Raw genomic sequence first — 20,633 nt, forward strand, 5'->3', positions numbered from 1 at the left:
ATGTAATGACGCATGTCTCCATTTGCAAGGTTTACCTGTCATCGACAGGAAAATTCTTGAAATGGTAAGAAAAATTTTTTACCATACTTGCGAAATGTTGATTTCGTTTCAAGTCTACAAAAAATCCCTTATTGGAAGTGCATCCTTTTTGCAAAGATTCAATCAAAGTAATGAATATTTTTATATGCAGTCATGTTTTAAGGGCGGATTTGCAAAGGTGAAAGTATAAAGGATGATAAGGTCATGAATTCTGAACGCGAATTGAATCTTGAAGAGATCGAGCTGCAGGAATGGCTCGAATCGTTGGATTATGTCATTCAGACCGGCAGTCACGAGCGTGTGCAAAGGCTGCTGTTGGAGCTGCAGAATCGGGCGAGATTTTCCGGCATTCGCCTGCCCTTTACGGCCAACACGCCCTATCTGAACACCATCCCGTTGGAAGAACAGCCGCCTTATCCGGGCAGCCGCGAGATCGAACGACGGATCAAAAGCATCATTCGCTGGAACGCCATGGCCATGGTCGTGCGCGCCAACCGCAATGAAAAAGGCATCGGCGGTCATATTTCCACCTACGCTTCCGCGGCGACGCTTTATGAAGTCGGCTTTAATCACTTTTTCCGCGCTCCGCGCGAAGGGTTCAGCGGCGACATCATCTACTTTCAAGGTCACGCTTCGCCGGGAATTTATGCCCGCGCCTTTGTGGAAGGCAGGCTCACGGTTGAGGATCTGAAAAACTTTCGCCACGAGTGTCATCCCGGCGGCGGCCTTCCCTCCTATCCGCATCCGTGGCTGAAACCCGACTTTTGGCAATTTCCTACGGTTTCCATGGGACTGGGGCCGATCATGGCCATTTACCAGGCGCGGTTCAACCGCTATCTGGAAGACCGCGGCTTGAAACCGCGCGACGACGCCAAAGTCTGGGCGTTTTTAGGCGACGGCGAAACCGACGAGCCGGAAACGCTCGGCGCCATTTCGCTGGCGGCGCGCGAAAAGCTCGACAATCTCATTTTCGTCATCAACTGCAATCTGCAGCGACTCGACGGCCCGGTGCGCGGCAACGGCAACATCGTCCAGGAGCTGGAAAAAGTCTTTCGCGGGGCCGGTTGGAACGTCATTAAAGTGCTGTGGGGCAGCGACTTTGATCCGTTGTTTGCCAAGGACAAAGACGGCCTGCTGGCCAAGCGGGTGGGCGAGATCATCGACGGCGAGTTTCAAAACTATATCGTTCGCGGCGGCGCTTATGTGCGCAGCAAATTTTTCGGCAGCCACCCGCAGCTGCTCAAGCTTGTCGAGCATTTGAGCGACGACCAGATTTCGCGGCTGCGTTTGGGCGGACACGATCCGGAAAAAGTTTACGCGGCTTACAAGCGGGCTGTCGAAAGCACCGGCGCGCCCACGGTTATTCTCGCGCGTACCATCAAGGGTTACGGCTTGGGAGAAGCAGGAGAAGGCAAGAACATCACGCATCAGCAGAAGCAGCTGAACGAACAGGAACTGCGGGAATTCCGCTCGCGCTTCGGCATCCCCATCTCGGATGAGGAAATCAACGACGTGCCGTTCTATCGGCCGCCGGAAAACAGTCCGGAAATGCAGTACCTGCAGGAGCGAAGAAGGCAGCTGGGCGGTTACGTGCCCACCCGCCGCATGGTCAGCGTGCCGGTCTCGCTGGGCGAGCCGGAGTTGTTCGAAGAGTTTTACGAGGGCACGCAGGATCGCGAAGTGTCCACGACCATGGCCTTTGTACGAATTCTGGCCAAGCTGCTCAAGGACAAGAATCTGGGTAAATTGATCGTGCCGATCGTACCGGATGAGGCGCGAACCTTCGGCATGGAGGCGCTTTTTCGCCAGGTAGGCATTTATTCCCATGTGGGACAGCTCTACGAGCCGGTGGATAAGGAACAGCTGCTTTATTACAAAGAGTCTCAGGACGGTCAAGTCCTGGAAGAGGGCATTACTGAAGCAGGTTCCATGTCCTCCTTTATTGCCGCCGGCAGCGCCTACTCTACCCACGGTATTAACACGATTCCCTTTTTTATTTTTTATTCCATGTTCGGATTTCAGAGGATCGGCGACCTGATTTGGGCTGCAGGCGACATGCGCACGCGCGGTTTTCTCATCGGCGGCACATCCGGAAGAACGACGCTTGCCGGTGAAGGTCTGCAGCATCAGGACGGGCACAGCCACCTGCTCGCCTATCCGCTGCCGAACCTAAAGGCTTATGATCCCGCTTATGCCTACGAGCTGGCGGTCATCATCGAAGATGGTCTCCGTCGCATGTACAAAGATCAGGAGAGCCTGTTTTACTACATCACGGTCATGAATGAAAACTATCCGCAACCGCCGATGCCGAAGGTCGAAGGGATTCGCGAAGGGATTCTCGGCGGCATCTATCGATACCAAACCTCGACGTTGGCAAAGCCAAAAGGGCGGGTGCAGTTGTTCGGCAGCGGAACGATTTTGAACAAGGCGCTCGGTGCCAAGCAGATTTTGGAAGAGCAGTACGGCGTAGCGGCCGATGTGTGGAGCGTTACGAGCTATAAGGAGCTCTATTACGATGCCGCGCAGGTCGACCGCTGGAATATGCTGCATCCCGATCAGCCGCCGCGGACGCCTTTCCTGCTTCGGCAGCTGGCTGGAGCCGAGGGACCGATCATCGCCGCTTCCGATTATGTGCGCACGCTGCCCGAGTCCGTAGGTCGCCGACTGCCGAACCCCTTCTTCAGCCTCGGCACCGACGGCTTTGGCCGCAGCGACGGACGCCGTCATCTGCGTGAATTCTTTGAAGTCGATGAACGATACATCGCCTATGCGGCGCTTTATATGCTTTTCAAAGAAAACAAATTGACCCTCAAAGAGCTCCAGGCCGCGGCAAAGGCGTTGAACATCAACCCCGAAAAAGCAAACCCCTTTACGTCATAAACGATTCACCTAAAGACGAACGAGGACAAGCATGACGTTCGAATGCAAAATACCGGAATTGGGCGAAAATGTGCAATCGGGCACCGTGGCTGCGGTTTTAGTCAAGCCGGGCGAGCACATCAAAAAGGATCAGCCGCTCATCGAATTGGAGACGGAAAAGGCAGTGGTCGAAGTGCCTGCCGAGGCCGAAGGAGTCGTAAAGGAAATTTTGGTGCAGTCGGGCCAAAAGGTCCAAGTCGGTCAAACGATTCTCATTCTCGAGTCCGAGGCAAAGGCGGAACAACCGCCGCCTCCGGCTGCTGAACCGGAGCAAGCTCGCCCAATCGAAACCGCTGCACCTGTCGCGGTGGTGGAGATCGTCGTTCCCAATTTAGGCGAAAACGTCGCCAAGGGTACGGTAGCGGGAGTTTTGGTCAAAGTCGGCGATGTCATCAAAGCGGAACAGCCGGTCATCGAGTTGGAGACGGATAAAGCCGTTGTTGAAGTGCCGGCAGACCGAGGCGGCGAAGTGGTGGAAGTGCTCGTTAAAGCGGGTGAGGTCGTACAGACCGGCCAGGTCATTCTTCGTCTCAAAAGTTCAGAGGCGGCGAAAACAAAAGTCGAGGTGCCGGCGGAAGAAATTCGCCGACAGGCTCCTGCCCCGTCTCTGAAAAAAGAAACGGTTCCGGCTACACCGGTGCCGGAGGAGACCCTTCGACCCGCGGCTTCGGCCTATCCGGCGGCGCCGGCGGCGCCTTCGGTAAGACGCTTTGCCCGCGAGATCGGTGTCAACATCAATGAAGTCAAAGGCAGCGGACCGGCAGGACGTATCTCGATCGAGGATGTCAAAGCCTACGCCAAGCAGTTGCTCTCGGGACCAAGCCGCGGCGCTGCTCAGCCGCCGACGACGGAACCTCTGCCGGATTTTTCAAAATGGGGAGAAGTAACGCGCGAACTGATGAGCTCGGTAAGGGAAAAAACCGCCGTGCATCTTTCGCATGCCTGGCATGAAATTCCGCACGTTACTCAGTTCGACAAGGCCGATATTACGGAACTGGAAGCGCTTCGCAAGCAGTACGCTCCACGGGTCGAGCAAGCCGGCGGCAAGCTGACGATCACCGCCATCCTGCTCAAGACGGTGGCTTCAGCTCTCAAGCTGTATCCACAGTTCAACGCTTCGGTGGACATGCGCACCAAGGAGATCATCTACAAAAAATATTACCATATCGGCGTGGCGGTGGACACGCCGCGGGGATTGTTGGTGCCGGTAATTCGCGACGTCGACCGCAAAAATCTTACCGAATTGGCGGTCGAGTTGGCTCAGGTTTCGCAAAAAGCGCGCGACCGCAAACTAACGCTGGAAGACATGTCCGGCGGCAATTTTACCATCAGCAACTTGGGCGGCATCGGCGGCACCTTTTTTACGCCGATCATCAATTGGCCGGAAGTCGCCATTCTCGGCGTTTCGCGCGCCGTTTGGGAGCCGGTTTACCGCAATAACGAGTGGACGCCTCGGCTGATGCTGCCTCTTTCCTTATCTTATGATCATCGTCTGATCGACGGCGCCGACGGAGCGCGCTTTATCCGCTGGATCGTCGAAGCGCTCGAACAGCCGTTTGCTATGATTTTGGAAGGGTGAGGCAGCCTCCAGGGAGAGTTTTGAACGGATAGAACTTACGCGGAGACTTTATGAACAGTCAATCGACACAATTAGCGGTCATTGGAGCCGGTCCAGGCGGCTATGCCGCAGCTTTTCTGGCAGCCGATCTCGGCATGCAGGTTACGCTTATCGATCCGGAAAAAAATCCCGGGGGTGTCTGTCTGCATCGCGGCTGCATCCCCTCCAAGGCGCTCCTCCATGTCGCCAATCTGATCAACGAAGCGCATGAAGCGGAAAAATGGGGCGTTAAATTGGGTCAGCCGCAAATCGATTTGGACAAGCTGCGCGCTTTTAAGGACGGTGTGGTTGCCAAATTGACGGGCGGAACCGGACAATTGGCCAAACAGCGAAAAATTAACCACCTGCAGGGCAAGGCGGTTTTTAAAAACAACAAAACGCTGCAAGTAACGCTGAACAGCGGCGAAAATGTCGAGGTAACTTTCGAACATGCCGTGATCGCCACCGGATCGCGGCCGGTCGTCATTCCGTCTTTGGCGCTGGAAAATCCGAACTTTTGGGACTCGACGGCCGCTTTGGAGCTGCGCCAGATCCCCAAGAGGCTGCTCGTCATCGGCGGCGGCTATATCGGCTTGGAAATGGGAACGGTCTACGCCTCTCTCGGCAGCGAAGTGACCGTGGTGGAGATGCTGCCGGGCATTCTGCCGGGCGCAGATCGCGATCTGGTCAGAGTTTTGGAAAAAAGCTTGGAGGGCAAATTCAAAGCCGTTTTGACGGAAACCAAGGTCGTCAAAACGGAAAAAGACGGCAACGGGATTCGCGTCACGCTCGAAGGTGCAAAAGTAAGCGAAACACAGCAGACCTTCGATGCGGTATTGATGACGGTCGGCCGAAGGCCAAACACTGAGGGTCTCGGCCTGGAAAACACCCGTATTCAATTGACAGCGCGCGGCTTTATCCAAGTCGATGCGCAGCGACGTACGGCCGAACCGCATATCTTTGCCATCGGCGATGTGGCCGGCGAGCCGATGTTGGCGCACAAGGCTTCTCACGAAGGACGCACGGCCGTTGAGGCGATTGCGGGACACAAGGTCGCATTCGAACCGGCCGCCATTCCGGCGGTTGTCTTTACAGATCCCGAGTTGGCGTGGGCCGGTTTGACGGAGCAGGAAGCCAAAGAGCGCGGTATGGCCGTTGAGGTGATGCGCTTTCCTTGGGCGGCATCGGGACGCGCTCTCACCATGGATCGCATCGACGGCATGACAAAATTGATTATCGAACCGGAAACAAAGAGAATTTTAGGCATCGGACTGGTGGGCGCGGGTGCCGGTGAGCTGGTGTCGGAGGGAGTGTTGGCGATCGAAATGGCGGCGACGGCCGAGGACTTGCAGCTGACGATCCATCCCCACCCCACTTTGAGTGAAACGGTGATGGAAACCGCCGAAATGTTCTTCGGCACTTGCACGCACGTTTACCGCCCGAAAAAGAAATAAATAGGATCGTATTCGGCTGCAACCATCCGGTAAGCCCGCTTAAAATTGCAGATCTATTTCACTGACTAAAAAGCTGTCGCAGAGCGAGTGGCGTTTGATGCGCAGGTAAAGCTCCATAATGCCTTCGAAATCGCCGGCCGCCACTCCGCTTCCTTCGTAGCAAAATGTGTTGAGGGTGGTATACTCTGCCACGCCTGCAGGCAGGTTCGCACGCAATTCCACCGGTTGAAAATTGCGCAGCTCGACGCCGGGCGGCAGCGACCGAAATATCTCTTTGCAGGGGCCTACTCTTTCCTCGGCATAGACGTGATAACTAAAAGAAAATGAAGCGCTTTTGATCAGTCTCTTTTGTTTGATCGAGGTGTGCAGCTGCTCAAAAGCATTTGCGAGCGCTTTCTCGAACTCATCTACCGCTGATTCCGGCAGGCAGAGATGCGTCTGACATTCGAGGTGCAGGAGCTCTTTGACAATCTCTCCCATCGTTTCGCGCCGAATGTTGTGGCGACGATGGAAAAAATACTTGAAGCTTTTACCGCTTCCCTGCATGTAGCCCATTAAAAATCCCTTAGTCAAAAGAAATGGCGCATCGACGACAATTTCGTAAAATCGCTCCGCCATGGCCAACCTCCTTTCGAGTTACCGGCAAATCACATCTCACCCTCTTAAACAGCGCATCATTCCAAATCATTCTCGATGCAGTGCTCACAAAGAATATTTGCAGCCGAAAGTAATTCTGGGACCAAAATATTCTACCTGAGCGGTTCTTTCCTTGCGTCCGGCGTAAAAACGCAGCGGCTGATTGAGAAGGTTGTTCCATTCAAAAAAGAGCCCGAATCGGGATGAGACCCGCCACGATCCATTGAGGTCGAGAAAAGTGACGGCGTCATACCATCGTTCCAAACCCGGCGTCAGATCGATCTCCTTTGAATCCAGGTATGGAGCGGCTCGGCTTAGAGAAACGCCGATTGTCGCCGTTTTGCTCTCATAAGTCAGGTTCGCGTTAAAAGTATATTTCGGAGCTCCGGGCAGAGGAATATTCCTTCCCGGCCAAGAAGGGTAAGAAGCTGCGGAAAACAGGCGCGTGTAGTTCATATAAAAGCTGAGACGCGAAAGGAGGCCCGGCAGGAAATCGAGAGGCTTTTGGCCGCTCAATTCGATGCCGGTTAGCCGCCCATTGCCGCCGTTACGCGGCTGATAAAACTCGGTGACGGTTTTTCCGGTAACCGGATCCAGCGCATTATTTTCGCGATAAATATAAAAAAAGCGCTCGATTTCCTTATGGAAGATGCCGGTTGAAAACAATCCTACGCCCTGGTCATACCGCTCAATCGAAAAATCCCAATTGTGAGAACGGCATGGCATCAGGTCGGGGTTGCCGACCCGCAGCACTTCACCGGCGCGTTTGAGCTCGCGGTAAGGCACCAGATCATAGAAATCAGGCCGCGCGATGCTCTTCGAATAGGCAGCGCGCAAGACGAGCCGATGACCCGGCTCATAGCGAACATGAAGGCTGGGCAAAAGGTGAACATACTCACTCTTTCCGCTTGCCGGCGCAAGGCTGTCGGAACCTTCCGTCATTTCGTAGCCTCGGTAGAAAACGGAAGTGTTTTCCAGACGGGCGCCGAAAATGAGCTTCAACCGTTTGCCGATATTCTGCTGCAGCATCGCGTAAGCGGAAGAGACGTTTTCTTCGGCATCATAGTTTTGCGTCCCGTATTGCTGCGCCAATGGTTTTTGCTTAAATAGCACTGTATCGTTGAAATTTAATCTGCCTAAAAATGAAGGAGTTGTAAAACGGCCGAGTTGATAATTTCCGGCATAGAAACGGGAAGGCGTGTAATCAGCGGTCGGAGTGCGCGTCATGTCGCTCCACTCGCTTTTGCCTTCCGGCGTCAGAGAGATCTGCAAGCCTTGTACGCTGTTGTGCTTGTCCAAGCGCTTGAATTTACCGCCGAATTGCAGCGTATTCTTCCAAAATCCCTTTTTAATGAGCGGCGTCCTTAGATCGATGCTCAGTCGAGTATCCTTTTCCGCAACGGAGCGAAATTCCTCCCGCATTTCTTCGAATTTAAAAAGCGAATCCGGAGTGTTGCTTTGAAAGTAGGGCGTCCGCAAGCTTGATAAATCGACAACGACGTCGGCATTTTTGACCCACCACTGCAGATATCGTTCGTGGGGCCGCTCCTCCGTTACGCGGGTATGCGAAAGGTTCCACTCGATGGTCCAGCGGCTGAACCAATCGTGCTTGCCTTTCAGACGAAAGCCGAGCAACCGTTGCTGTTCCAGCCGGGCGTTATCCTGATCGACGTTTCCGCCTTTGGTTTGTCGATAGATTTGCGACCTTTCTGCAATGTCGTTTTTGCCGGGCGGTTCCATCCTGAAACGAAGCCGCTGACGCACCTCCCAGTCATCCCGCTGGTTGAGAAGAAGATTGAGAAAAAAGCGGTTCTCATCGTTTGGTCGATAATCCGCCGCCAAAGTGACTCCCCGCCGCAGACGACGGACGTCATAGCGACGAATATCCCATTGTGAAGCGTAGATGCCGCCTTTTTTGTCGACGCTCCAAATCCCTTCGCTGTTATGGGCGCCCAGGCGGCGATCGTTGATGCTGCCGGAAAGGGAAAGACCCAATTTTTCGTTCAAAAACCGTCGCCCGACCGTTGTAGAGCCGTTCAGCAATCCCCGACCGGTAAGGAAATCGTAGCCGCTGCCGAGGCTGAGGTTGAAACGTCGGCTGAATACCGCCGGTCGAGTGAGCAAATTAACCGTTCCTCCGATCGCATCGCCGTCCATATCCGGCGTGTTGTTTTTATAGACTTCGACGCTTTGAATGAGGTCCGTGGAGATCATGTCGAGCTGAACGGCGCGGGTTTGCGCATCCGGTGAAGGCAGGCGCTCACCGTCCAAGGCGACCGAATTGAGCCGCGGATCCAAGCCGCGGATTCCCGCATAGCGCGCCTCGCCCTGATCATAATTGACCGTCACGGCAGACAGCCGCTTGAGTGCATCGCCGATGTTCTGATCCGGAAAGCGCACCAGCTGATCCGCCGAAACGACGACCGCAATGCGGTCGTCGGACATTTGCTGATTAAGCGCTTTGGCTTGCCCCTTGAGATGTTCTCCCATAACCGTCAGCTCACCCAGCTCCAGCACGGACGGTTGAAGAATAAAATCCTCGCGCCTCGTCTGTCCCTCGGCGATTTCCACTTGCTGCTTTATCTGTGCAAAGCCGATAAAAGAAACCAAAAGCGTATAACGCCCAGGCGGCAGGTTGACAATTCGGTACTCTCCTTCGGCGTCAGTGACGTCTCCGGTGTTCAGTTCGAGCAAAAAGACGTTCGCCCCGACCAACGGCGCTTTTTGGTCATCGAGCACTCGTCCGGTTAAAACGCCGCCCTCTGCCGTTGCGGAGCCCGCCATTATCATCCCCGCTGCAAGGAACAGCGTGCCCAAACCATGGAGTATTTTATAAAGCCCTCTCATCAAAATAAACTGTCAGTCCATGGGAAGCCAGTGCGCTCAGAGTTCTTTTTCGGCAAAATGGTAAAGATTTTTCCAGGAAATTCAAAATGAATTTGCGAGAAAAAAAGCGCCCCCTAGAACTTGTCGAGGGCGCTTTGAGGAGGAAATTTAACGAGGTATAGGAAACGGCATCATCAGTTTTGGAGATCAATCAACCGATTAACCGTGCTATTTCAGCAACAGCATCTTTTTGGTGTCGCTGAACTCCTGCGCATGGAGGCGGTAATAATATACGCCTGAGCTGACTCGCAGACCCTGATCGTCCTTTCCATCCCAGACAACCGAATGGTAGCCCGCTTCCATTTTTTCCTTAAATAGAGTCCTCACCCTCTGCCCGAGGACGTTATAGACCTCCAGCGTCACGTAAGCCTCTTTGGGAACGTCGAAGCGGATCGTGGTTTCGGGATTGAACGGATTGGGATAATTCTGCGCCAAGCGGAATTCGCGCGGCAGCGGCGCTTCAGCGCGCACCGGTCCATGCAGCGAAGAGGCGCTGTCCAGGCCGATTTCTTCTATCTTGTAATAGTAGCTGCGACCGCCTGCCGCCGCCTTGTCGGTGAATTGATAACGACCGTCCGGCGCATAGGGGATCAGCTCATCATTGATTTTGGTATATTCACCATCTTCACGCGCGCTGCGGAGCACGTTGAAACCAGACAGCAGTCCGCCCTCGACAGTCTCCCAGGTAAGCTGCACACCCTTATAGGGTTCCGCTGTACAGCTCAAGTTGACGAGCTGCACTTTTACTTTAACGCCCCACCACCTGTGCGCCACATCCGAGTGATCGGTCGCCCTGACATTGACGGAATAATAGCGATAAGGCGGATACTGGTTGAGATCCATGGTGAACGTCTGGCCGTAAGCCTTTTGCTGATTATCGACATACCAGGTCACGGTAACCAGATCTCCGTCTTCGTCGCGCACTTCAACGCCGAAATCGATTTTTGCCAGCGTGCCGGGCTCGACTTTGATCACCTCCTGCGTCGGCCAATAGCGGACGATTTGCGGCGCCCGATTACGATCAATGACCGTGATCTTGACAGAGTCAAGGTCGCGTCCGCCCTTCATGTCCAATGCTCCGAACACGGCATAGATCGTCCGGGTCTTCTGAGGCGCTTGAACGAACGAGAAACTCGGTTGCCAGGTGAAGGTCCAGGTGCCGTCGCCGTTGCTCGACAGTGCCGAACCTTCGGGAATCGATTCTGCCGTGCAGGTAATCGGCGGATTGTCGCTGCCGTCGGCATAGATCGTAAAGCTCAATATGTCATTTTCGTAGACAGTGCGGTCCGACGGCAGATGCAGCTGCGGCCAGCGCGAAGGATCGCCGATGGCGTTAAAGGTTTCGACGAACATACCTCCTGGCAGACCGTCGGCAATCGCCTGCGCGACGTTGACATAGGCATTCGGCCGCGGACCCAGTCGCCAGCGCACCTGAGCAATGCCGTCGGCATCCGAAATGACCGGCTGCGGTTCGATGATGCTGCCTCCGCCCTGCAACACGATAAATCGAACGCGACCGCCCTGCGCCGGATTGCCCTCGCGGTCATACACCCGTACCGAAATGGGACGGAGCAGCACGCGGTCCATTTCACCGGTCTGATTATCGCCGCCCAACTTGCGCATGCTGTAGGGCGCTCCCGCCTGTCCGTATACTGTAAAGTCAATGAACTCGGGCCGCAGACCGGCGCTGGTGACACGGATCTTGTTCAGACCCGCCTTTTCGCCCAACGTATAATAGACGCTCACCAAGCCGAATGCATCCGTGGTTCGCGCCAATACTTTTACGCCGCCCTCTAACCGGCCGATACCCTGAACCGTATGATCGTCGATGACGGTCATCGTTACCGTTATGCCGGGAACCGGGTTGTTATAATCGTCCGTCACCTTGACGGTCAACGGCATCGGCAGCATGGTATTCACCGTCCCGTACTGATTGTTGCCGCTGACCAACTGCAGCATTGAAGCGCCGCTGCCGGGCATCACTTTGGTCGTATCGGTAAAGACGGCGGAAACGATCGGCAGGTCAACGAGCGACGCACGGATGATGTTCAGACCCAAGGTCGTTCCCAACTTGTAGGTCACGGAAGCCACACCGTACATGTTGGACTCGGCCGGATTTTCGCTGGTGATGACGCCGTCGTTGGCCAACACTTCGAACTTGACCTTTTTGCCGAAGATCGGCCAGCCGAGATTATCAATCACGCGCACGGAAAGCGGTTCGGGCAGGTCGCCCGCCGGTCTGCCGCTGAGCCGATCGCCGCTCAAGATTACCAATTCTTTGATCTGCTGCGGCTGTACGGCGATCGTGGAAAAGTTTACCGGCGAGCCGTCCAAACCATCCGAAACCGCCTGCACCAAATTGGCGCCCGGATTAAGGCCGAGCCGGTAATATGCGGAAGCAATACCGTTCTCATCGGAATAGACCGGCTGGTTGTCGACCATCATGCCGCCGCCTGTCTTGGGCGTAAAGGTCACGGCCACATTGCGAATGGGATTGCCGAATTGATCAGTGATCAACACTTTAAAGGGCTTTTCCAGCACGGTGCCGACATTGCGCGTTTGGGTGTCGCCGTTCTCACCCGGCGCTTTTACAATGCGTGCCGCAGCAGCCGGCCGGAAGGTCACTTGCGCGGTAACGTTCAATAAAACGTTACTGTTGATGTCGCGGGCGCGCACAGTTTTCACGCCTGCCTGTCGGGATGAGATAAAGCCGATCGTACGACCGTTGGCGTCTGTAGCCGTCGTCGGCTGTGTAATAATGTTTCCCTCTCCGTCCGCTTCAAGAATCACGGCTTTCCCGACTACCGGGTTTTTAAAGCGGTCGCGCAAGGTAACTGTTACCGTAGCGCGAATTTCGCCGTTCGACACCATTAACTCTCTCGGAGTTACGGCAATCAAGGAGGAATCGGCGCTGGTCTGATCAGCCAAAGCCGTCGCCCTGAAAATAATTGGTGAGCCTTCCAAGGCGCCGCCGCCGTTACTCGTAGCTTCGACCTGCTGTTGACCGACGAACTGACCCAATCGCCATCTGACGGCAGCAATGCCCAAGTTGTCGGTATTCACCGATGTATCGACGGCTGCTCCGGCGCCCAAAGAGCCGATTGTTTCGACCGGCCTCGAGGGATCGGCAAGAATGCGGAAGCGGATCGGCTGGTTCTTAACCGGGTTGTCGTATTGATCAAGCGCCAGCACTTTGAGCTCACGCGCCAAGTATTGTCCGACGCTGCCGGTCTGGCCGTCGCCGTCGGCGGCACGCATCTTTCGGGCATTGGTCGCCGTGCCCGTTATCTCAAAGATAATCGGCGATCCCTGCAGCGGAACTCCGTTGTTTTCGGCCGAAGCCCGCACTTTGTTGATTTTATACCCGGCGCGCTGCCCTAAGGTGAACTGCACCCACGCCATGCCGTTCGAGTCGGTCAGCTTGATTTTGACCGAATCGACCAGACCGTCGAGTGTGCCGCCTTCGGCTTCACGACGACTGATAACCTGAAAACGGACCGGTATCTGGGCGATCGGGTTGTCGTAGGCATCGGTCACTTTGACCTTCAAGAACTCCGGCAGGGTATTGCCGATGATGCTCGCCAAGTTGGTGTCGCTGACGGCTTTGACCATCTTGGTCGCTCCGCCTACGGTAGCCGAAGCGGTAAATACATAAGGCGAATTGATGAGATGCACGTTGTTCAGTTTGGCCGACGCCCGCAGCTTGTTGTTCTGAGAGCCGACCTGCGGACCCAAGCCCCAGCGAACAGCGGCGATTCCGTCGGCGTTGGTCACCACCGCCGCCTCCGTGACCCCCGGTTGACCGATGTAACCGCTGTTATTGTTGACCGGTATGATGTCGAAATTGACCGTATGACCGGGAATGCCGTTGCCGAACTGGTCCGCCACCTTGACTTTGATCTCTTCGGGAATCAATGCTCCGACCACGCCGAAGGTCGAATAACTGGAATCCGGAATGATCTGGAAAGCTATATCCGGCAGTGAGGTGGCTTTGAAGCGAATCACCGGGTTGACCGGTACCGAAGCGGAAGCTTCCATCCAGTTCGATTCGACGCCGCTGGTCTTGCCGAGCGTCCAGGTCACCGAAGCATAACCGGAATCGGCCGTCAGGATAGTGACCTGCGGCAGGCCGTTCACGACGCCGCCGCCTCTGGTGACCTTGAAGATCACCGGCTGGCCGATCAGCGGATTGCCGAGATAGTCGGTGATCTGCACCTTCATTTTTTCCTGCAGCGGCTGCCAAACCTTGCCGACGAACACCGTGTCCTTGGTAACGCGAACCATACGGTCAGGCTGACCGGGTAATGCTTCGGCGATGAATACCAGCGGGCTGCCTTCCAGCGGCGCTCCTTGGAGGTTGTTCGAGCTGACATCCACATAAACCACTCCAGGCTTGCCGGGCATATTCCAAATGACCGAAGCGATTCCTTTCGCATCCGTAGAAACGACCTTTACAGCCGCTCGGCCGGCAATATCTTCCAGCTCGCCGCCCTGGCCGCGCACCCGGAAAGTTACGCTGTGATTGCGCACCGGGTTGAGATATTCATCCGTTACTTTCACGGCAATGGGATACTTTAACGGATAGCCGACGATCGCCCGTTGAGCATCAGTAGAGTCGATTTTGGCAATCTTTACGGCCGGTCGGGCCAGTCCGGTCGCTTTAAAGATGATCGGCGAGCCGTCCAGCGCCTGCGTAGTGATGTCTTTGCGCTGGCTGATTGCATGCACAACGTTGCTGCTGTCTCCGGCCACAGGGCCCACGGTCAGGCGTGTACGTGCCAAGCCTTGGGCATCGCTGGCGACCGTCATCTCGGTAAGACCGTTCGAGAATTTGCCGCCGCCGTTGATGATCTTGAACAGAACAAGTTGTTCAGCAACGGGGTTACCGAAGGGATCCCGCACCCGCACGATAAAATCTTCCGCCAGCTGCGAGTTGACCACCGCCCGCTGATAACCCGGAGGATTACCGGAAACGTATTCGATCGTTTTGGCAATGCGGGAAGTCGCCGTAGCACGGAAAAAGACCGGCGAGAGAGACGTCCCACTCGCTGTTGCGCGGACGATGTGTTCCTCATTCAATACGCTCCCCATGGTCAGCGTTACCCGCACAAGCCCTTGGTTGTCGGAATAGACCGTCTTGCTGCGGATTCCGGGTTGGTCGAAGTAGGCGCCTTGTCCCTGTTGGATTTCGAATACGATCTCCTGCTCGGAAACCGCATAACCGTTGGCGTCGGTCACCTTGACGACGAACGGTTTGAGCAACGGCAGGCCGAGATATCCGGTTTGATTATCACCGTCTGCCTTTACCAGGTTAGCGGCAGCCCCGGTCATGGCCCACGCCTCAAAGATGATCGGATTGCCGACCAGATTCGGCGCTTGGGCTTGAACGACATTGAGGTTCGGCCCGCCCAACTGCCAGACGGCACGGGCAAAACCCTGCTGATCAGTGGGCACATCGAGTTGCTCCGCATTTTCACTGCCGCCTTGTGTGCTGAGCCGACCGCCGCCTTCCGTCACTACAAACTTTACCGGATAGCCTTCAAAAGGCGAATCATCCGCCTTCAGTATCCGCACGATCAAAAGGCTGTCGACCCTCGTCGCCACATTACCCTGCTGTCTGGTCTTGGGTTGGATCCGTACGATCTTGCTGGGCGGCGTGCCCGGCTTGATGGTAAAAACGACCGGCGAACCGTTGAGACCGGCGGCCGCCGCTTCGACTTTATAATCCGTCGATTGATAATAGTTCAACTGCAGAGTATTGGAAGCAATGCCGGCGTTGTTGGACACGCTCGTCGGCGAGGCCAAAGTGCCTTCACCCTGAATGACACGCCAGTTGACCGTGACACCGTTGACAAAGTTGCCGTAGGCGTCTTTTATAATCACTTTGAGCTCGGGCGATGTCGTGCCGGGTACGCCGTTGACGGGCTCGGGCACAGAAGGATCTCTTTGCATTGCTGTAGCCGGACCCGGCGTCGGGTCGAGCGTAAAGACGGCAGGCTCTTCCACTTTGCTGCCGTCGTCCCGATAGGCATAGACATAAATAATCACATTGTCGTTGGCATTGGTGCCGAACGTAACCCGTGTCTGGCCGATGCCGTTTTCATTGGTCATATTGGGATACACAGGGCCCTCGCCGCCGACCCCTGTCGGAGCGGCAGAACCTGCATTTTGCACCAAAATCTTGTCCCACTGCAGATCGGCATGAAAGGGTATCAACTTGAGGTCGTGCATGCCGGCATTCAAGGCAACGTTGCTTATGGCGCGAACCCAGTGCCACTGGCCGATATTATTGGTCTGCATGGAGACCAGAGTGGAATCCGGCGTGGTATCGATCCGCACATGATACCGAAAACGTGTCGCGTCGGTAGTTCTGCCGCGCACCCACACATCGAATCTGCCGTTTTGCGGCAGATAGAACGGCACGGCAAACATTTCCAGGCGGGTCAGACCGGTAATCCAATCATAAGTGACATATTGTCCTTTTGAAGCGCCCGCATCGGATGCTATGCGGCCGTTAGCCCGCAGAATGCGGCCTTCCTCGGCTTCCTTCCATACCTGTCCGGGAAAGACAAAGTCTTCGATATCGTCTAATCGTGCGGTGCCTTGAATGATTTGAAAATCGAGCAATCTGCCGGCCACAGGCTGGTTGTTTTCATCCCTGACAATGACCTGGATCGGCTGCGGCAACTGTTGCGAGATCGGACCGCTTTGATTGTTGCCGCCATAGACTTCCACCCGCATCGTTGAGGCAGCGGCAGGGTAGCCTGCCGTAAAGGAAGCCAAATTATTAAGGAAACCGGTTCCGCCGTACAAGGCGACACCGACGTAGGTGTTGTCGACATTCGAAGCATCGGACAAATCGAGCGCTCCATCCAGCTGGCCGCGAACAAAAACGCGGATTGTTTTAGTAGCACCGTTGTTAATGATTACGGCCTCTATTTTCTCACCCGGCTTGGGAGCCGCCAGCGTCGTGCTTGTGGATTTTACCGCCGTTGTTGCGACCACACCGCCTGTGATACGGAAAATATCGATGCTGTTTGCTGCCCGCCTTAGGAGATAGCCGTTTACCCCAGCCGGTGAGGCGTTGTCCAGCATGAAAAGCAGACCGGCCGGAACAAAGGCGTTGTTGTAAAGTGCGGCATTGGTGGCGCTGAATGTCATGCCGACGCCGTACGCTCCGGCGCGTTGATAAATGGCAAAGTTGTTCCAACCTCCGGTTTTATTGATCAATGTCAGCTCGCCCGCTTCGATTTTATAGTTGGGAGCTGCCCAATTGGATCCGAGGTCGGTACGCTCGAAATCGTCCACCCGCCAGCTCAGTGTGGGCATAGTTCCACCGCCCCCTCCACCGCCTGCAGCCGGTGTCGTCGCCGAAGCGACGTTGGAAATGTTCGACCAGTTACCGGCATCGTCGCGAACTTTGAGAGCAAAATAATATTTCGTATCCGGTGAAAGGCCGGTTACCGTAAAACTTTCCGCGGCCCCCGCCTGCTTGGGTGAAGGTACCCCGGTAACTTGAGTGGCTGAATTGAAATCTGCTGCAGTAATATTGTTCTTTGAATAGCGGATATCGTAAAGAGTTGCCGTGCCGGTATTGCCGTCATCGCCGGTGGCTGTCCATGTCAGCTGAACTGAGGATGAACTGACGGCTGTTGCCGCCAAATTGGTAACTGCCGCCGGCGGTGTAGTATCGGCGGCAATCGGCACCACGTTCGCCTCGAATGCCTCCACATCATTTTCGATGGTCGTGCTGTGATAGAGCATTACGCCGGCATAGCTCGTCGACAAATTTACCCGTTTGGAAGCGTCCTGTAACGTCGCTATAGCGGTTCCATTGATGTAGGAGGTAAATTCATAGGTGTTGGGATTGAAAAGAACCTTGAAGCGGTCACCCGGTACGGGCGCGCGGCCAACGGCCTTGGCAGCAACGGCACTGCCGACCGCGCCGTTGGATATTAAATAAAGACGCATTTCATTGTTGTATATGTAAATCATATAACCGTTCGATGCGGCGCTGAAATTATTGACGAAAACAACCGCACCAAACTCCGCCCCTCGGCTCGAGATGCCGTTGCCTGCCGTCGGCCAGTAAATTGTTGCTTCGTTTGCATTAATCACATTAAAGACGGCAATAAAACTATTCCACCCGGCCGTGGTGGACGAAGAGTTATTATGCAGTCTGCCGCTGCGAATGACCATGTCCGAATGAGCCGCCCAGTTGCTGCCCAGCGGACCGTCGGGGCGGTTAAATTCGTCGACGGCAGCGTGCAGCGGAAAAACTGTGGCTGCCGTCAACACAATCAGCAGGATCTTATTCCAACCACTTTTCAGCTTCATGGGGTCGAACCTCCAATCAAAAAGTGCTTTTTTGTCTCAGCCATGGACAACCGTCATCTTTTGTTTCATGCCGGAATAATTCGATGACGCTTTTACCTTTACTAAAATTTATAATAATCAATGACGAGCAAAAATCAGCAAAGAATATGACAAAGTCCATGCCAAGAATTTAAAGACCCCTAATTTTGCTTCGAAAAAAGTACGATCACTTTCCTCTGCGCGCTAAGGAAACCGCCTCTTCATAAAAACGCATGAGGTTTTGATAATGGTGTTCAGCACTAAACAGCTGTTCGGCTTTACGGCGACCATTTTTACCCATTTCCGCAGTCCGCAATGGGTCGCCGAGGAGCTCTTTGATTCGGTCTACCAAACCAAGTAAATCTCCCCTTTGGAAAGTGTATCCGTCAATGCCTTCCTGAATCAATTCGGGGATTCCCCCCATACGGGCGCCGATGACCGCCTTGCCGAGTGCTAGCGATTCATAAATGACCAAAGGAGAATTGTCATGCCATTCGGAAGGAACGACGGTAAACTTTCCTCGCCGAACCAAATCCTTCAGCTCCTCCCCGCTTTTATATCCGACTAAAGTCACGTTTGTAAGGCCCTCGGTCCGAATCCTTTCCTCCAATTCTCCCTGCAACGGCCCGGTGCCGATAATAAGCAGATGTCCGTTAGTAATCTTTTTAAGGGCATCCAATAGAAAATGAAGGCCTTTTTCGTGCGTCAGGCGTCCCATAAACACGAAATAGTCCGAAGCTTCAAAACAAGGACGATACGCGCTGAGGTCCAATGTATAGGGCAGCACATAAACCGGCTTGTCGGCGTAGCCGTATTGTCTGATCCTACCGGCAAGAAACTCGCTGGGCGAGATAAACAGATCGACGTTCCTCCGATAGCTTTTAATCCATGCATTCACATATGCCTCAATGGAAACCAAAAGACTGGCAGCATAGGAATCGCGGAAACATTTTTTCGCAGTAGCATGCCAGAAATGCTTCCCACGGCAGGACTCACACACTCGTCGCTTACCATCCAGTAAAATATAGTTTGGACAGACCAGCTTGTAATCATGAAGGGTCATGACTACCGGCAAGTTAAACTTTTTAAGGGCGAACAGGACAGACGGCGACAGATGATGGTAAACGGAATGCACATGAGCGATATCAGGGCGGGTTTCCTCAATCAAGGCTTCCAATTTCTGCTGAGCCTTGCGGTTGAAAACCACTCGACTGCTGATGCTGAGCCTCCGCAGCGGGTTAGTGGTTTCAAAAAGCTGATCGGGTCCAAATCGCTCGGCAAAGAAGGTTTCGAATTCAGAAGGAAAGTTGCGGCTGTCCTTCATGGCAAAAGGGATAACCTGATGTCCCTTTTGCCGCAACAAATCGCAAAGATTAAAAACATAGCGCTCGGCACCGCCTTCGATATAATAAAACTTGTGCACCATTAATACTTTCATCGTCGCCTATTCCGTCTTTCCAGGTTCGCCGGTGAATTCTTTTGGTCTGGCATAACGAATGTAAAGGTCTTCGAACTGCTTGACTTGTCCGGTAAGCGAAAAGTGTCGTTCCACACGGCGCCTGCCCGCCTCACCCAGTCTTTTCCGCAATTCCGCTTGCCTGCCCAATTGGATTAATCGCTCAGATAAGGCATCCACGTCGGCGATCGGGACCAGAAATCCGGTTTCGCCGTCAACGACAGCTTCTTTCGTTCCGTCTGCCGGTGTGGCGACCACAGGCAGTCCGCATGCCATCGCCTCCAACACGACATTCGGCAGCCCTTCATAAAGCGAAGGGAGCGTAAAGATATCACACAACGGCAAAATTTGGTGCACATCATGACGAAAGCCCAGCAAACGGAAGCGGTCCTTGAGGCCAAAACGCGAAATCTGTTCCTCGATTTCGCGCCGCAAAGGTCCGTCGCCGACCAAAACAAACTTCGCCTGCGGGATCTCAGCGGCCACCCTGGCGGCAGCTTCGACCAAAAATTTATGGCCCTTCTGTTCCGTCAAACGGGCGACTTGAATTATGACCAGGTCAGTTGGTGACAGACCGATCTGCTCGCGTGTAAGATTTTTCGGCTTTGGATTGAATTTATCGAGATTAACGCCGTAGGGGATTATCATCACCTTGTGCGCAGGGACTTTTCTCTTTCGAACCAACCATTCGGCGGTAGCCTGGGAAACGGAGATCACCTTGTCGGCGTGGCGAATTGCATAGCGGTAAGCCCAAAACCGATGCGGCACCAGCCATTTGGGCGAAGAAATCGTTTCCCACGAAAAAACTCCTTTTGCTCCGCCGCTGTGTCCGGCCAGAGCACCGAGAACATCTGCATAAAATAGGGTGGTCATGACGATTTCGATGCGCTCTTGGCGAATGAAGCGACGAAGGCGTTGTAAGAGAGGAAAATCCACCTGCCGTTTTCGATGAAAAATTTCCACGCGGCAATCAAGAGCGCGAAAAAGGTGTTCGATTTCGTTACCTAATCCAAGGCTCACCACCGTGGTTTCGAAACGGGAGCGATCCATGTGCTCGACCAATTCGAGCAGTTTGGTTTCCGCACCGCCGAAATTGAATCCTTCGACGAGTTGAAGGACTCGGATTTTCCGCATAACTTTCCTTTGTAAAGAATTCTTGAAAGTTCTAAAGGCAAAGATATGATTTCATATTTATATACCATGAAAGCGAGAGCACCCCGCGCTACTGTGCATCAGCATTGACGGGAATTGTCTCGCTTCCGTGATATGCAGCTGATGATCGGACTATATC

Annotated in this window: 8 protein-coding genes; 3 read left to right on the top strand and 5 right to left on the bottom strand. The window is 54.3% G+C overall.

Going from position 1 to position 20,633, the window contains the following annotated elements:
- The first annotated feature begins 243 nt into the window (after positions 1-243).
- Genes aceE through lpdA form a run of 3 tightly spaced genes read left to right on the top strand, consistent with a single transcriptional unit; the run spans position 244 to position 6,009 of the window.
- Positions 244-2,919: a pyruvate dehydrogenase (acetyl-transferring), homodimeric type gene (gene aceE / locus ONB24_11210; protein ID MDZ7316685.1), complete on the top strand. Its 2,676-nt coding sequence runs from the start codon at positions 244-246 to the stop codon at positions 2,917-2,919.
- 31 nt (positions 2,920-2,950) lie between these two features.
- Positions 2,951-4,537, top strand: coding sequence for a 2-oxo acid dehydrogenase subunit E2 (locus ONB24_11215; protein ID MDZ7316686.1), 1,587 nt, complete (start codon positions 2,951-2,953; stop codon positions 4,535-4,537).
- A gap of 50 nt (positions 4,538-4,587) precedes the next feature.
- Positions 4,588-6,009, top strand: coding sequence for a dihydrolipoyl dehydrogenase (gene lpdA, locus ONB24_11220; protein ID MDZ7316687.1), 1,422 nt, complete (start codon positions 4,588-4,590; stop codon positions 6,007-6,009).
- A gap of 39 nt (positions 6,010-6,048) precedes the next feature.
- On the opposite strand, the gene ONB24_11225 is transcribed toward lpdA, so the two are convergent.
- The 5 genes from ONB24_11225 to ONB24_11245 form a co-directional block, all read right to left on the bottom strand.
- Complete coding sequence (locus ONB24_11225; protein ID MDZ7316688.1) at positions 6,049-6,627, bottom strand: hypothetical protein; 579 nt, start codon at positions 6,625-6,627, stop codon at positions 6,049-6,051.
- Positions 6,628-6,711: 84 nt separating this feature from the next.
- On the bottom strand, positions 6,712-9,429 hold the full coding sequence (locus ONB24_11230; GenBank protein MDZ7316689.1) for a TonB-dependent receptor: 2,718 nt from the start codon (positions 9,427-9,429) through the stop codon (positions 6,712-6,714).
- Between the two features lie 270 nt (positions 9,430-9,699).
- Positions 9,700-17,868 (bottom strand): Ig-like domain-containing protein, encoded by an 8,169-nt coding sequence (locus tag ONB24_11235; protein MDZ7316690.1) that lies wholly within the window; start codon positions 17,866-17,868, stop codon positions 9,700-9,702.
- A gap of 205 nt (positions 17,869-18,073) precedes the next feature.
- The gene (locus ONB24_11240) at positions 18,074-19,324 is read right to left on the bottom strand and encodes a glycosyltransferase family 4 protein (GenBank protein ID MDZ7316691.1); all 1,251 of its coding nucleotides are present in this window, start codon (positions 19,322-19,324) and stop codon (positions 18,074-18,076) included.
- A gap of 6 nt (positions 19,325-19,330) precedes the next feature.
- Complete coding sequence (locus ONB24_11245) at positions 19,331-20,476, bottom strand: glycosyltransferase (protein MDZ7316692.1); 1,146 nt, start codon at positions 20,474-20,476, stop codon at positions 19,331-19,333.
- Positions 20,477-20,633 lie beyond the last annotated feature (157 nt).

The sequence above is a fragment of the candidate division KSB1 bacterium genome (assembly GCA_034505495.1).
In the GTDB taxonomy this organism is placed as follows: domain Bacteria; phylum Zhuqueibacterota; class Zhuqueibacteria; order Residuimicrobiales; family Krinioviventaceae; genus Fontimicrobium_A.